The organism is Nonomuraea sp. NPDC050202 (assembly GCF_040656115.1).
Classification (GTDB): Bacteria; Actinomycetota; Actinomycetes; order Streptosporangiales; family Streptosporangiaceae; genus Nonomuraea.
The window spans coordinates 36,318-50,487 of record NZ_JBFALF010000058.1; the positions used below are offsets into that span (position 1 = coordinate 36,318).

A 14,170-nucleotide genomic window follows, 5' to 3' on the forward strand; every position below is an offset into this window, starting at 1 on the left:
GTTCGCCGCCGGGGCGCACAGCGCCCCGGCGGCGAACGCCAGGAAGGGGCCGCGGGCTGATGGGTGGCCCCTCCCCGGGATCAGAAGTGGTGAACGGTCTGCTCCGCGCGGCGGGTCATCCACTGCCACTCGGTGAAGGCGTCGGCGTCGGCCGGGCCGCCGAGGGCGTCGCCGCCCCCGGAGGCGCCCATGCCGCCGATCGGCGCCCACGTCTCGTAGGCGATGTTCTGGTCGTTGACGTGGACAACGCCGGCGCGCAGCCGCTCGGCGATGGCGGCCGCCCGCGACTCCGAGCCGCTGCGCACCGCGGCGGTCAGACCGTACTCACCGGCGTTGGCCAGGGCGATGGCCTCCTCGTCGGACTCGAACGCGATGACGGGAGCGACCGGGCCGAAGATCTCCTGGTCGAACGCGGGCATGTCCTCGGTCACGTGGGTCAGCACGGTGGGGGCGAAGAAGGGCCCGTTGTGGTGGCCGCCGGTGAGCGCGACCGCGCCGGCCGCGACGCTGTCGTCGACGATGCGCTGCACGCGGTCGATCTGCGTCTTGTTGACGATCGGTCCCAGGTGAACCTCTTCCTCCGCCGGGTTGCCGACGCGCAGGGACTGGGCCTTGGCGGCGAGCTTGTCGGCGTAGGCGGCGGCGACGGAGTGGTGCACGAGGTGCTTGCCGGCGGTCATGCACACCTGACCCTGGTGCATGAACGAGGCGAACGCGGCCGCGGAGACGGCGGCGTCCAGGTCGGCGTCCTCCAGCACGATGTACGGGTTGTTGCCGCCGAGTTCGAGCACGCACTTCTTCAGCAAGGGCGCGGCGGCCTGGGCGATCGCGCGGCCGACCTGGGTCGAGCCGGTGAAGGAGATCATGCCGGTGCCGGGGTCGGTGACGATGGCCTGGCCGACGTCGCCGCCACCCGGAATGACCTGCAGGACCCCCGGCGGCAGCCCGGCCTCCTCAAACAGTCGCGCCAGCAGGATGCCGCCGGTGACGGGCGTGTGCGGGTTGGGCTTGAGCACCACGCTGTTGCCGGTGGCCAGGGCCGGCCCCAGCATGCGCAGGGCGAGGACGAACGGGAAGTTCCACGGCGTGATCACGCCGACGACGCCCCGGGGTACACGCCGCGCGAGGCTGAGCACGCCCGGCTCGGACGGGAGGATCTGGCCGGTCGAGCGAGTCGTGACGGCGGCGGCGTGGAGCAGGTTCTCATGGCTCTTGGCGAGCTCGAAGGCGACCTTGGGGCGGATGCCGCCGCTCTCGCGGATCAGCCATTCGGTCAGCTCGTCGTGGTGCTCGGTGAGCAGGGCTTCGGCACGCAGGAAAATCGCCCGCCGCTGCGCGGCCGGCGTACTTGCCCATGCGGCCTGTGCCTTCTTGGCAGAAGCCGTCGCACGCGCGACATCGTCCGGCGTACCGGTCCCGACCTCAGCGATCTGCTCACCGGTGGACTTGTCGAAGACCTGCAAGGCGGGCCCCGAGCCGGCGGTCCAGCCGCCGTCGATGTAGATCATTCCCCGCCACGCGTCCGGGTCGAGGAATCGGGTCCGGCTGTCGGCCATGAGCGTCATGTAAGTTTCTCCTTCAAGGACAAGGGATGGATCAGTTGAGGCAGGGGCGCCGGGCAGGGCGTCATCGTCTGGCGGCCAGGACATCCGCCAGCGCGGCGAACGCGCGTCCCGTCTTGGCCATGCCGAATTCGGCGACGAGCAGCAGCACCGCCCGCACCTTCTCCTCTGCCGCGCCGTTGTCCAGCGCCAGCCCGACGTGCTGGGCGAACGACTGATCCAGCGTTCCGTTGAGCACGTCGGTCGCGATCGTGGCCAGCGCCCGCTCGGCCACCGTCAGGTTGGGCCGGCCCCACCGCTCTTCGAACTGCTCCTGGACGAAGGCGGCGAAGTCCTCATCCAGCGCCTTCAGCTGCTGCACGGCGCCGTCGGGAAGGCGGGCCTCCTGCGGCTGGCCCTGGGGGGTGCCGGAGTTCTCATCGTTGGTCGCCAGACCGGCCTCACCGGCGGCCTTCTCGATCTCGATCAGCCGCATGAGGGTCTCGGCCGCGGTGGGGTATCCGACGTACGGCGCCAGATGACGCACCACTTCGCGGATGTCCTCCAGTTTCACGCCGTTCGACAGCGCCATCATCACGTGGGTCTGCAGGGGGAACTGCAGCGCACGGCAGCACAGGTCCGCCGCGACGAACACGAACGCCTTCTCCCGCATCGAAAGCTGTGGCAGCCCCCATGCGTAGCGGCCACGCTTGACGGCCATCGCACCGAAATCGGCGTCCAGGCTGGCGATCGAGTCTTGCGAAGCAAGTTTCATGATGGTGAACTCCCTGTGAGAACCGCACTCACCACCACGCATGACGGCCGATCGGAGATCCGGGTCGCGCTTGTGGTGTCGAAATGCGAGCGACGCCGCGAGCCTCGCCGATGCGAAAGGACCGGTTCGGGCCGGGGCGGAACGAGCCGTCGAATCGCGCGGGCGTCGACGACGAGGCCACGCTATTGCCTGGGACGGCGTGGGCGAATCTGTCACGTGACCGGTGCCGAATGGGACAGGTCCGATGACGGGTGAGCGGCGAGGAGCCTTGTGGGCGACACCGTGCGCGACGGGGCGGGAGCACCGGCAGGTCGTGCGACGGATTCGCCGCTGGTGGCGTGCGAATAGCGTGTCGCCGTAGCCGATGAGAAGGGACCGACATGCCGCCTTCGCCGTGCCGTTCACCAAGGTGGCGTTCCGTACAGGCCCATCGCCTCTCGCCGTTCACACCCGGCATGACGCTGCTGCCGGTGCCGCCCGGTCGCGGGTCGCGCTGGTGAGGAGTGTGCTGAAGCGCTGCTTGGCGGACACGGGATCTCGGGCATGACCCCATGGCGTCGTGTGAAGCAGCACTGGCGCCGGTGGCTGGAAGCCTTGTTGTGCGCGTTGTTCGTTGTGTGGGTGCTGGCGATAGCCGCAATGATGGTCCTGTTCTCCGTGGACGGCCCCCGGTGATCGGCCGCGTGGCCGCCGGTAGCCGACTGATCGGCCCGCGCTTCGCCGCTCGGTGCGGGGAGGCCGCGGACCAGTCATTCGGCAGATGCGGTCGTCGAGGGCCCTGCGAAAGGGTCGTGTGTATGCCCCCGGGTGGCTCAAGGAGAGCTGGTGTGTCCTGCTGAGACGCGCCGGGGCTGACCCTCTCGCTGCGAGAGCCGTTCTCCGGCATGCGCGGCACGATGTCGCCGGTGTTCGCGCCGGCGGCCTCCGGCCCGCGCCGCCTACGCCGGGCGCGCGTACCTGGTCTGCCATCAGATCGGAGCTGGAGGACCTGGACAGGGACGCAGGCCGGCTGGGCGGGCGCTGCGGCGGGGTGCGGTCTCGGTTCAGGAGATGTTCCGTCACCTCGCGCCGTGAGCGCGGACGTCCACACGATGGTCACGAGCGGTGGGCGGGCACGAGCATGACGGCGATCGCGCCCAGCAGGGCGCAGCCGGCGAAGAGGTAGAAGTTCCACTGGTAGGGCAGGCCGGCTCCGATGAGCGCGCCGATGGTCAGCGGGCCGACGATGGCGCCGGTGCGGCCGATGCCCAGCGACCAGCCCAGTGCGCTGGCGCGCTGGGAGGCCTCGAAGTAGATCCCGATGAAGCTGTTGATGAGGACCTGGGTGGAGACGGCGGCCGAGCCCGCGATGACCAGCAGCAGATACAGCATCAGGGTTCCGGAGGGGATGCTGAGCAGGAACAGTGAGCAGGCGGCGGTGAGGAAGGAGCCGACGGCGACCGTGCGGTATCCCAGGCGGTCGCCCAGCGCCGCGATCGCCCACGAGCCGACCACGCCCCCGACGCTGAGGACCAGCAGCGCCCCGATGGCCGAGCCGAGCTCGTAGCCGGCGTCGCGCATGATCCCCGGCAGCCAGGTCCCCAGGCCGTACCAGGTGAGCAGGGCCAGGAACGTGGCGCCCCAGAAGCACAGCGAGGCGGCGAGGTTGCGGCCGCGCAGCAGCGGCGTCGCCGGCTGCGCAGGCCTCTCGGCGGCCGGTGCCTGGGGCAGGGAGACGCCGAACCTGGCGGCGATCGCCGCGGCCTCCCCTGCGCGGCCGCGGTTCACCAGGAACTCCAGCGATTCCGGCAGGTAACGCCAGGCGAGCGGGACGATCAGGACGAGGGGCGCCGCTCCGATCCAGAACAGCACACGCCAGCCCGGTTCGGGCAGCAGGGGTAGCGACAGCAGGGCGGCGAGCACGCCTCCCAGGGGGATGCCGCTGATGGCCAGGGCGTAGACCAGCACGCGATGCCGGGGCGGCGCGTACTCCATCAGCAGCGCGGACGCCGTCGGCAGCAGCCCGCCGAGGCCGAGCCCGGCCAGGAAGCGCGCGGCTCCCAGGACTTCGGGGGAGGGGGCCAGCGCGCATCCGATCATGCAGAGGGAGAACCAGATGAGACAGCCCAGCAGTGGCAGGCGCCGGCCGGCGCGGTCGCTGAGCAGGCCGATCGTGATCGCGCCGATCAGCATGCCGAGGAAGGTCAGCGCGCCGATGACGCTCAGGCTCTGTGGCCCGACTTGCCAGCCGGGTTCGTCGGCGAGGGTGGGGAGCACGCTGCCGTAGACGATCAGGTCGAAGCCGTCGGCGACGACGGCCAGCCAGCACAGGACGGTGACGAGAATGGCTGCCTTGTTGCTTGTTGCGTGGCGGTGGGCACCTGGCGACGGGGATACGGGGGCACGACGCATCACAGGCTCCTTGGCTCAGCGATCGTGGTGGGAACTGGGGGGAGATACGGTCACGGATGGGAGCCCCGGGCCGGTGACGGCCCGTGGTGATGCGGCGGGGAACGCGGTCGGGCCCGCCGGAGGGTCAGCCGGTGGCGCGGACGGGGAGGGTCATCTCGCCCAGCCCGCTGATGGCGACGTCGATGGTGTCGCCGGGGCGGATCGGACCGACACCGGGCGGGGCTCCGGTCATGATGATGTCCCCGGGCTGCAACGTCATGATCGAGGACGCGTACGCGACGATCCGGGACACCGGTGTGATCATGTCGGCGGTGTTCACGCGCTGGCGCACCTCCTCGCCGACGCGCAGCTCGATGTCGAGCAGCTGGGGATCGGCCACCTCTTCGGAGGTGGTGATCCACGGTCCGAGCGGTGTGAAGGTGTCGTGGCTCTTGCGGCGGGAGCGGTCGCCCTGTCCGCGGACGGTGATGTCCAGGCCGATGAGGTAGCCGAACACGTGCTCAAGCGCGTCCTGCTCGGCGATGTCGCTGCCGCCGCGGCCGATGACGAGGCTGAGCTCGCTCTCGTGGTGGATCTCGCGGCCGGCCTGGAGCGTGGCCCTGGGCAGCAGCACCTCGTCGTCGGGGCCGCTGATGGAGCTCGGCGCCTTGAGGAAGACGTCGAAGTCGAGCAGCCACGCCCCCGCGCCGGCCGTCTGTCGCGGCGCCACCACCTCGCGCATCTCGGCGACGTGGGCGGCGTAGTTGGACGCGCACGCGATGATCTTGCCGGGGTTGAGCGCCGGCGCGCGCAGCTTCACGGCTCCCAGCGGGCGGGGGGCGGCCGCCCGACCGGCCTCGGCCAGCCGCGAGCGCAGCGCGGGGAAGTCCCGGCACAGCCGTACCCACCAGCCCGCGCCGAGCGGGTCGGGATCGCCCGCGCCCGGCACGGCGTCAGTGACGTCGCGGATGGTCGCCGTGACGGAATCGACCAGGCCGATGCGGTGGTCGTCGAACATTGCCAGCTTCATCGTCGTACCCGTCCGGTCAGGAGGCGGAAAAGCGGTCGAGGGCGTCGGGATCCCAGAGCAGGCCGTGCCCGGGACGGTCCGGCGGGCAGACGACGCCGCCGGAGGGGGAGAGGGTCTCCAGCAGGAGATCGTCGAGCAGCGGGAAGTGCTCGACCCAGGTGGCGGCCCTCGTCGCGGCGGCCAGGTGCACGTGCAGCTCCGGCAGGAAGTGCGGGCTGATCGCGACACTGGACGCTTCGGCGAGGACGGCGATTCTCATCCATTCGGTGATCCCTCCGGCCAGGGGCGCGTCGGGCATGAGGACCGCCGCGGCGCCCTGGTCGAGGTACTGCTTGAACGCGAAGCGGCCTTGCAGGTGCTCGCCGGCGGCGATGGGCACCGGGCAGCGCGAGGCCAGCAGCGCGTGCGCGGCCACGTCGTGGGAGGGCAGGGGCTCCTCCAGCCAGGCGACGTCGAGGTCGTTCAGCCGCTGCCCGAGCCGCTGGGCCTGTGCCAGGTCCAGCCGTTCGTTGCAGTCGACCATGATCTGCACGTCCGCGCCCACCGCTCCGCGCACCGCCGCGACCCGGGCGACGTCGCGATCGAGGCCGAGGACTCCTGCTCGCAGCTTGATCGCGCCGTAGCCTTCCTCGACATAGGACAGCGCACCGGCGATCAGCTCCTCATCGCTCATCTGGTGGGTGGCGCGGCCGCTGCCGTAGATGGGCACGCTCTCGCGATGAGTGCCGAGGAAGCGGTGGAGCGGCAGGCCGGCGGCGCGGGCGCGCAGGTCCCAGACGGCGATGTCCAGGGCCGACAGCGCCGCCGTTGCGACGCCGGTGCCGAGGCGGTGGGTGGCCGCCTGCAGTTCGTGCCACAGGCGGTCCCACTGCAGAGGATCGGCGCCGGTGACGCGCGGGCCGTAGAGGTTGTCGACGATCGCGCGGGCTCCCTCGACGCCGCCGGTGAGGGCGTAGGTGAAGCCGGTGCCGCTCTCGCCGCCGATGTCGTGCACGGTGACGTGCAGCACCTGCAGGCTCGTGGCGCCAGAGCCGCCGCGTGCCGCGCCCAGCGGCACCACGGCCTGCCGCGTCACCACTTTGTCGATCTTCACGCCGGTTCCTTCCTGCGAGGCAGTCCCAGCGACAGCCACCCGTCGTGCACTGCGACGGGATACACCCGAGCGGGCTGGCCCCGCCGGTCCTGCCGCATACCGGTCGCCAGGTCGTAGCGCCAGCCGTGCCAGGGGCACTTCACCTGTCCGCCGTGGATCTCGCCCTGGCTCAGGGGGGCTCCCATATGCGGGCACGCCTCGGCGAGCGCGTGGAAGCCGTCGTCGCTGTGGAAGAGAGCCACCTGCTCGCCGTCGATGTCGACGTTGACCGCAGTGCCGCGGGGCAGCGCGGTGGAGGGCGCCAGCCGGACCCAGTCCACGTCCGTCATGCCGGCTCTCGCAGGTAGTACGACAGGTACTCCTGGGTGCGCGCCCACGCGGTCGTGGCCGCCACCGGCCGGTACACCTGTGGCCGGAAGTCCTCGTGGAAGGCATGCCCGGCGCCCGGGTAGGTGTAGATCTCCGCGGGCTTGCCGCGCAGCCGCTCGCTGAGTTCCGCCGCGTCGGTGGCGGGCACCAGGTGGTCGGCTTCGCCGAAGTGACCGAGCACCGGGCAGGCCGCCTTCTCCACGGTCTCCAGCGGGGAGACCGGCTTGGCGTCGGTCGTCTGCGTGTAGCGCAGCATCCCGTAGAAGGTGACGGCGCAGTGCAGGCCGGGCACCTGGGAGGCGGCCAGCAGGGAGTACGTGCCGCCGATGCAGAACCCTACGGCGCCGACCCGCTCGGCGCCGGCCTGCGCGCCCAGCCAGCGCACGGCCGCCGCCATGTCGTCGATGACCACCGGGTCGCGCAGCGCGGTGACCGCCGCCATGATCTTGTCCATGCTGCTCAGGTCGGGCGCCTGGCCGCCCTGCCGGGCGTAGTAGTCGAGCACCAGGCAGGTGTAGCCGTCGGCGGCGAGGCGGTCGGCCTGGCGCAGGACGTAGTCGTTGACGCCGGCGATGGCGGTGGTGAGCACCACCGCCGGCCGCCCGCTCGGAGGCTGTGCGGCCTCGACGAGGATGCCGCCCGCGCCGTCGCCGGTCAGGGAGATGTCGCGCCGCATGCGCTCAGCCCTCCTGGCCGGCGCCGTCGTGACGGGTGACGCTCCAGGAGGGGCTGGTGCCCACGACCATGTGCCGGATGTTCTCCTGGCCGAGCGGCTCCTCCCAGAACAGCGTCCGGCTGGCGGCCATCATCGGCATGTCCTGGACGACGTACATGAGCGTGTCCTGCTCGCCCTCGGCGTAGTGCGCGTGGTAGGCCCAGGCCGGGCAGGCGAGGGTGTCGCCCTTCTCCCAGTGGTACTTGGCCCAGGTCTGGCCGGTGGACTGGACGGCCGTGTAGCCGCTGCCCTCGAGGATGTGGTAGATCGCCACGGAGTTGTGGCGGTGCGGCGGCACCTCTTCGCCGGGGTGGATGAGCTGCCAGCCGATGAAGATGAACGGGGAGGCGCCGACCAGCTCGCCGGTGTCGGCGTTGACGGTGGTGCAAAAGCGCCGCTCGGCCTCGCGCAGGGGCTCCTCGGCGAGCCGGTCGAGCGTCTCGCGCACGTCCTGGAACTTCCAGAACGCGGGCCGGGTGTCCTGCTTGCGCACGACCTTGAAGTAGTCGTCGGCCGTCAGCACCGAGGCCGCCTCGCTGGATGTCCTGATCGAGGGCATCGTGGCGAGCAGCTCCCGGTACTCCTCGGTCGTGATCGCCCGACCGGCGCGAGCCTGTGCGCCGTCGTTGTCGTGGGCCTGAGTTTCTGTGGTCATGCCGTTCCACCTCCAGGAACGTCCGGATATCACTCACTCTTTAGGTAAGCTTTTACTGAAGTAGGCCACTATCGCCCGTGCGGTGTCAAGACCTGAATTTTCCTGATCTCTCCCGTCGGCCTCCGGAGATCGCAGGCGGTATGTTGGGGAAGTCCGCCACCACGACAGCGAGGGGTCCGTGTCACTGCGCTACGCCGCTCTGGCCCTTCTGTCGGCACAGCCGATGACGGGCTATGAGCTCGTCCGCTACTTCGACGACACCGTGGGCCTCATGTGGGCGGCGCAGGACAGCCAGATCTACCCCGAACTGCGGCGCATGGAGGATGACGGGCTGGTCCGCGCGAAAACGGTCCCCCGCGGGGAACGTGCGGCCAAGCGGCTCTACACGATCACCGCACGCGGCCGGGCCGCGCTGAAGGCCTGGGTGAGCTCGCCGATCCCCTACCCGCCCCAGCGTGACGCCCACCGGCTGCAGATCTCCTACGCGGAGCTGGCCGACCTGTCCGACACCCGCATGGTGCTCACCCGGCATCTGGACCACTACACGCTGCGCCGGCACCAGTGGAGCACGCTGCTCGAGACGATCAGGGCGGTCCACTTCCCTCTGCTCAGAACCAGGCTCGACAACAGCCCTCCCGAGCTGCACGACCGCATCCTGGCCTTCAAGGAACTGGCCCTGGAGGGGCAAGTGGCGCACGCGGACAACGAGATCGCGTGGGCGCGCCGCGGGCTGGAACTCATCGACCGGCTGGAAGGGTCCCTCGCGCCGGACGGCGCCGGCGAGGGCGGGCGCGAGGCCGGCACCTACGGCTGAGCCGCGGGCGCCCTCACACCTCGATCTCGGTCTCGATGCGGGACCGGGCTTCCAGCAGGTGCCGGACGGTGCGTTCCAAGCCCGGCCCGACCAGGCTCGAAGGGCCGTGGGTCGTGATGGTCATCGCGCCGAGCGCCTCGCCCGACCGGCCGCGCAGGGGGATGCCGATGGCGGTGATCGTCTTCTCGCACTCTCCCCTCGAGACTGACCAGCCGGTACGCCGGGCCCACGCGATGCCGTCCATGAGCTGGTCGAACTCCGCGGCCGAGACTGTGGCGGCCCGGCCCGCGGTGAGATACATGCCTTCCAGGATCGGATCGGGCAGCATCGAGAGCACGGCCTTGCCGCCGGCGGTCCGGTGCGCCGGCAGCACCGAGCCACGCCAGTCGACGGTGCTGCCGGGGACGATGACGCTGGCCAGCACACGGATGTCCTGCTTGACCCGGATCGCCAAGTTCGTCGAGTTGCCCACGAGCTCGCTGAGCCGGGCCATGTGGGGCGTGGCGGCCCGGCGCAGGCCGCGGCTCCAGGCGACATCGGCGACCTGCGCGGACATCGCCGGGCCCGCGACGTAGGCATGCGTGTCGTCCTGGACCAGGAAGTCCCGGTACACCAGGGCCTGCAGCAGCCGATGCGCGCTCGAAGCCGCCACGCCCAGTTCCTTGGCGGCGTCGGTCACCCGGATGCTGCCCTCGTCACGGACGAGCTGAATGAGCCGCAGGCCGCGGTCGAGCGCGTTCGTGGGGTATGCGGGAGGGACTTTCTCCGGAGAAGACATCTTCACCCCCTACCGGTGGACGGCGCCGGATCTTCACGGGGCGCCTGGCCCGCTACGTCTGGCGAAATGCCCCAATTGATACGTATCGCCGAACGTATCTCGATGAAGACCGATGGTCAACGCCCCAGGCCGAGGCCGGAGGCTGGGTCCGGCGCTCGCGGCGCGTGCTCCTGACTCCGGCGCCTGACTTCCCGGGCGACTCAGGACACGGAACGACAGGGCCGATTCTGCGATACCGAATCTCGCCGCCGGACGCCTGCCGCCGCCCTACCGTCGAGCCGGATCGGCTCTCGAACAGCCGCGCAGGCGATCGGCCGCGGACGGCGGGCGCCGGATCGGGCCCGCCTGGATCTTCTGTGCGGGGCCGCCAGTGAGGAGGGCGGAAATGATGGGACTGGATCGCGGTGATCTCCCGGCGCGCGTGCTCGGCACGCGCCTGCTGGACGATTTTTCGCTGGAGTTGACGGGCAAGGACGCCGACGCCCTGGAGGAGGCGAGCGCGGTGTTGCCCCCCGGGACGCGCGTCAACGTGACGTTCCTGGCCCACGAGGACTTCTCGATGCGTGTGCACGCCGCACGTGCCGTACGGCGGCTCGGATTCCGCCCCGTTCCCCATGTGTCGGCGCGCCGCCTTCGATCGACGGCCGAACTCGACGAGTTCCTCGCGGCCCTCGCCGACGTCGGAGCAGCCGAGGACATCTGTGTCGTCGCGGGCGACCCCGACGCACCAGCGGGCCCCTACGGCGACTCGCTGGCGGTCATCCGCAGCGGCCTGCTCGGCAAGCACGGCGTCCGCCAGGTCAGCGTCACGGGCTACCCGGAGGGCCATCCGCGCATCGACCGCTCCACGCTCTGGCGGGCGCTGGAGGACAAACGCGCCGCCCTCCAGCAGCAGTCCCTCGGCATGACCGTGATCACACAGTTCGGCTTCGACCCGGCGCCGGTCCTGCACTGGCTGGAAGAAGTCCGTGACCGCGGCATCGACGCGCCCGTGCGGATCGGCGTGCCCGGCCCGGCCGGCGTCAAGCGGCTCCTGCGCTACGCGCGCCGCTTCGGCGTGCAGTCATCGGCCGGGATCGCCCAGAAGTACGGCTTCTCGCTGACGAACCTGCTGGGCACCGCCGGCCCGGGACGCTTCGTGGACAACCTCGGCCAGCACCTCGACCCGGTGGTTCACGGGGACGTGCTCCTGCACTTCTACACCTTCGGCGGCATCCAGGCGACAGCGCAGTGGATCCGGGACCACGCGATGGTGACACGATGAGCGCCGGCCGGCTGCCGCTGCTTCGCGACCACGCGAGCCTGGTCGTGCACGGCGACGACAAGCCCGGGATCGTCGCGGCCGTGGCGGGCGTGCTGGCGCGGCACGGCGCGAACATCGTCGCGCTGGATCAGCACAGCGACCCGGACGGCGGTGCCTTCTTCCAGCGGACGGTGGCGCACATCAAGGACCTCGCCGCGGCGGTACCCGCGCTCGAGACCGATCTGGCGGCCACCGTCGGCGACGGACTGGGACTGCATTGGCGGCTGCGGGACCTGTCCGTGCCCTTGAGGGTCGCCATCCTCGCCTCCAAGTCGGACCACTGCCTGCTGGACCTGTTGTGGCGGCAACGGCGCGGCGAGCTTCCGGTGACGATCCCCATGGTGATCTCCAACCACAGCGATGTCGCCGAGGACGTGCGCTTCTTCGGCATCCCGTTCTTCCACGTGCCCTCGCAGGGCAAGGACAAGTCGGCCGCCGAGGCCGAGATCGTCAAGCTGGTCACCGACAACGTCGACCTGCTCGTGCTGGCCCGCTACATGCAGATCCTGTCGGGCTCCTTCATCGAGGAGGTGGGGGTGCCGATCATCAACATCCATCACTCCTTCCTGCCTGCGTTCATCGGCGCGGGCCCGTACCAGAAGGCCAAGGATCGCGGCGTCAAGCTCGTGGGAGCCACCGCGCACTACGTCACCGAAGATCTCGACGAGGGGCCCATCATCGAGCAGGACGTGATCCGCGTCTCGCACCGGGACACCGTCGCCGAACTGACCAGGCGCGGCGCCGACATCGAGCGTCAGGTCCTGTCCCGCGCCGTGCTGTGGCACTGCCAGGACCGCGTGATCCGCCAAGACAACCGGACGATCGTCTTCTGAGGCGAGATGAAGGAAAGGGAATCAGCCATGGCCGACGGAGACGGCAAGTCACTCCAGGCTCTCATCGACGAGACTCCGAACCTGGTCGACCACTTCTACCACGACACCATCGCCCCCCACTTCCGCGCGCGTACCAGCCTGACGGCGGCCTACATCCCGCCGGCGTTCACCAACTGGCGCGATGAGCAGCGGGCGTGGCGGCAGAGCGCGATCCTGTTCGACCAGTCCCACCACATGCCCGAGCTCTTCCTGACCGGGCCGGACGCCCTGCGCCTGCTGACTCGTGTCGGCATCAACAGCTTCGCCGATTTCCCGGCCGACCGGGCCAAGCAACTCGTCGTGTGCACCCCACGCGGGCACGTCATCGGCGACTGCATCTGCTACCGGCTCGGCGAGGACAGCTTCGAGCTGGTCAGCGGCATGAGCGTGCTGAACTGGGTGCACTATCAGGCCGAGACGGGAGGCTACGACGTCACCATCGAGCGGGACGCGCCGACACCGTACAACCCGAGGGCCAGGCGGGTGCGCTACCGCTTCCAGCTGGACGGCCCGAACGCGGGGAGGATCTTCGACGACGTCGTGGAGGGGGCGACGCCGGAGCTGGCCTTCTTCCGGACGGCACGGGTGCGGATCGGCGGCGCCGAGGTGCTGGTGTTGCGGCACGGGATGGCCGGCCACCAGGGGGTGGAGCTGTCGGGACCTTATGAGGAACTCGACGCCGTACGGTCGGCCATCCTGGCGGCGGGGGAGAAGTACGGGCTCGTGCAGGGCGGCACGCAGGCGTATTTCAGCACCATCTTCGAGAGCGGCTGGGTGGCCTACCCGCTGCCCGGCATCTACACCGGCGAGGAGCTGCGGGGTTTCCGGCAATGGCTGCCCGCCTCCGGCTGGGAGGGCAACGCGCAGCTGGGCGGCAGCTTCTACTCGGCCGACATCGAGGACTACTACGTCACCCCGTGGGACCTTGGCTATGACCGCCTGCTCAAGTTCGACCACGACTTCATCGGGCGTGCGGCGCTCGAGGGCATGGCCGGTCTGCCGCACCGCAGGAAGGTGACCCTGGTGTGGCACGAGGAGGACGTACTGCGCATCCTCGCCTCGCAGTTCGGCACGGGCCCCCGGTACAAGTCGCTGGAGTTCCCGGTCTCCTTCTACGGGTTCCCGCAGTTCGACGAGGTCCGCGCGCACGACGGCCGGCTCGCGGGGCTGTCCAGCCACTGCGGCTACAACAACAACGACGGCGTGGTCGTGTCCCTGGCCATGCTGGAGGAGGAGTACGCGAGCCCAGGCACGGAAGTCACGCTCGTCTGGGGCGAGCCGGCTGGCGGGTCCAGGAAGCCGCACGTCGAACAGCACGAGCAGGTGCACGTCCGCGCCACGGTCTACCCCGCCCCCTACGCCAAGCACGTCCGGGACCTGAAGCAGGCGGCCCTGCGCGGCGTCCCCGCGCGATGACCGAGCCACAGGGGTGCGGCGTGCCGGGAAACAGGACAGGAGGAGCCGGCATGGGTGTAGTGAGACTCGATGGCAGGGAGACCGCCGCCAAGATCAAGGCAGACCTCACGAACCGGGTGGCAGCGCTCAAGGAACGCGGCATCACCCCCGGCCTCGGCACCGTGCTCGTGGGCGACGACCCCGGCAGCCAGATCTACGTCGCGGGCAAGCACCGCGACTGCGCGGAGGTGGGCATCGCCTCCATCCGCGTCGACCTCCCGGCGACCGCCTCCCAGGCCGACGTCGAAGCGGCCATCGACGAGCTCAACGCCTCCCCGGCGTGCACCGGTTACATCGTCCAGCTTCCCCTGCCCAAGCACCTCGACACGATGGCGCTGCTGGAGCGCATCGACCCGGCCAAGGACGCCGACGGCCTGCACCCGGTCAACCTCGGGCGGCT

At 70.4% G+C, this 14,170-nt stretch carries 14 protein-coding genes; 5 read left to right on the forward strand and 9 right to left on the reverse strand.

The annotated features are described in order from the left end of the window. Positions 1-80: 80 nt before the first annotated feature. The 8 genes from AB0I79_RS59195 to AB0I79_RS59230 form a co-directional block, all read right to left on the reverse strand. Positions 81-1,565 carry an aldehyde dehydrogenase family protein gene (locus AB0I79_RS59195; RefSeq protein ID WP_357894187.1) on the reverse strand — a complete coding sequence of 495 codons (1,485 nt, stop codon included), beginning with the start codon at positions 1,563-1,565 and terminating at the stop codon, positions 81-83. 61 nt (positions 1,566-1,626) lie between these two features. Next, positions 1,627-2,358, reverse strand: coding sequence for a carboxymuconolactone decarboxylase family protein (locus tag AB0I79_RS59200; protein ID WP_357894190.1), 732 nt, complete (start codon positions 2,356-2,358; stop codon positions 1,627-1,629). Between the two features lie 1,053 nt (positions 2,359-3,411). Then, entirely contained in the window at positions 3,412-4,707 is a 1,296-nt protein-coding gene (locus AB0I79_RS59205; protein WP_357894193.1) for an aromatic acid/H+ symport family MFS transporter, read from the reverse strand. Positions 4,708-4,831: 124 nt separating this feature from the next. Beyond that, the gene (locus AB0I79_RS59210; protein WP_357894196.1) at positions 4,832-5,716 is read right to left on the reverse strand and encodes a fumarylacetoacetate hydrolase family protein; all 885 of its coding nucleotides are present in this window, start codon (positions 5,714-5,716) and stop codon (positions 4,832-4,834) included. Positions 5,717-5,732: 16 nt separating this feature from the next. Continuing rightward, a complete protein-coding gene (locus AB0I79_RS59215; protein WP_357894199.1) occupies positions 5,733-6,809 on the reverse strand; it encodes a mandelate racemase/muconate lactonizing enzyme family protein in 1,077 nt (358 codons plus the stop codon). Then, the gene (locus tag AB0I79_RS59220; RefSeq protein ID WP_357894201.1) at positions 6,806-7,138 is read right to left on the reverse strand and encodes a Rieske (2Fe-2S) protein; all 333 of its coding nucleotides are present in this window, start codon (positions 7,136-7,138) and stop codon (positions 6,806-6,808) included. The genes AB0I79_RS59215 and AB0I79_RS59220 overlap by 4 nt, the downstream gene beginning before the upstream one ends. After that, positions 7,135-7,854 (reverse strand): alpha/beta fold hydrolase, encoded by a 720-nt coding sequence (locus AB0I79_RS59225; protein WP_357894204.1) that lies wholly within the window; start codon positions 7,852-7,854, stop codon positions 7,135-7,137. The genes AB0I79_RS59220 and AB0I79_RS59225 overlap by 4 nt, the downstream gene beginning before the upstream one ends. A 4-nt stretch (positions 7,855-7,858) precedes the next feature. Further along, a complete protein-coding gene (locus AB0I79_RS59230) occupies positions 7,859-8,548 on the reverse strand; it encodes a cupin domain-containing protein (RefSeq protein ID WP_357894207.1) in 690 nt (229 codons plus the stop codon). Between the two features lie 178 nt (positions 8,549-8,726). Between AB0I79_RS59230 and AB0I79_RS59235 the strand changes: the two genes are divergently transcribed. Beyond that, a complete protein-coding gene (locus AB0I79_RS59235) occupies positions 8,727-9,362 on the forward strand; it encodes a PadR family transcriptional regulator (protein WP_357894210.1) in 636 nt (211 codons plus the stop codon). A gap of 13 nt (positions 9,363-9,375) precedes the next feature. Here AB0I79_RS59235 and AB0I79_RS59240 read toward each other — a convergent pair whose 3' ends face one another. Further along, the gene (locus AB0I79_RS59240) at positions 9,376-10,140 is read right to left on the reverse strand and encodes an IclR family transcriptional regulator (protein ID WP_357894213.1); all 765 of its coding nucleotides are present in this window, start codon (positions 10,138-10,140) and stop codon (positions 9,376-9,378) included. A 385-nt stretch (positions 10,141-10,525) separates the two neighbouring features. On the opposite strand from AB0I79_RS59240, the gene AB0I79_RS59245 reads away from it, so the two are divergent. From AB0I79_RS59245 to AB0I79_RS59260, 4 genes are all read left to right on the forward strand, one after another. Continuing rightward, entirely contained in the window at positions 10,526-11,404 is an 879-nt protein-coding gene (locus AB0I79_RS59245; protein ID WP_357894216.1) for a methylenetetrahydrofolate reductase, read from the forward strand. Beyond that, positions 11,401-12,276 carry a formyltetrahydrofolate deformylase gene (purU, locus tag AB0I79_RS59250; RefSeq protein ID WP_357894219.1) on the forward strand — a complete coding sequence of 292 codons (876 nt, stop codon included), beginning with the start codon at positions 11,401-11,403 and terminating at the stop codon, positions 12,274-12,276. The genes AB0I79_RS59245 and purU overlap by 4 nt, the downstream gene beginning before the upstream one ends. 27 nt (positions 12,277-12,303) lie before the next feature. Next, on the forward strand, positions 12,304-13,731 hold the full coding sequence (locus tag AB0I79_RS59255) for a hypothetical protein (RefSeq protein WP_357894222.1): 1,428 nt from the start codon (positions 12,304-12,306) through the stop codon (positions 13,729-13,731). Positions 13,732-13,781: 50 nt separating this feature from the next. Further along, the coding region (locus AB0I79_RS59260) for a tetrahydrofolate dehydrogenase/cyclohydrolase catalytic domain-containing protein (protein WP_357894225.1) at positions 13,782-14,170 on the forward strand (389 nt) is incomplete at its 3' end.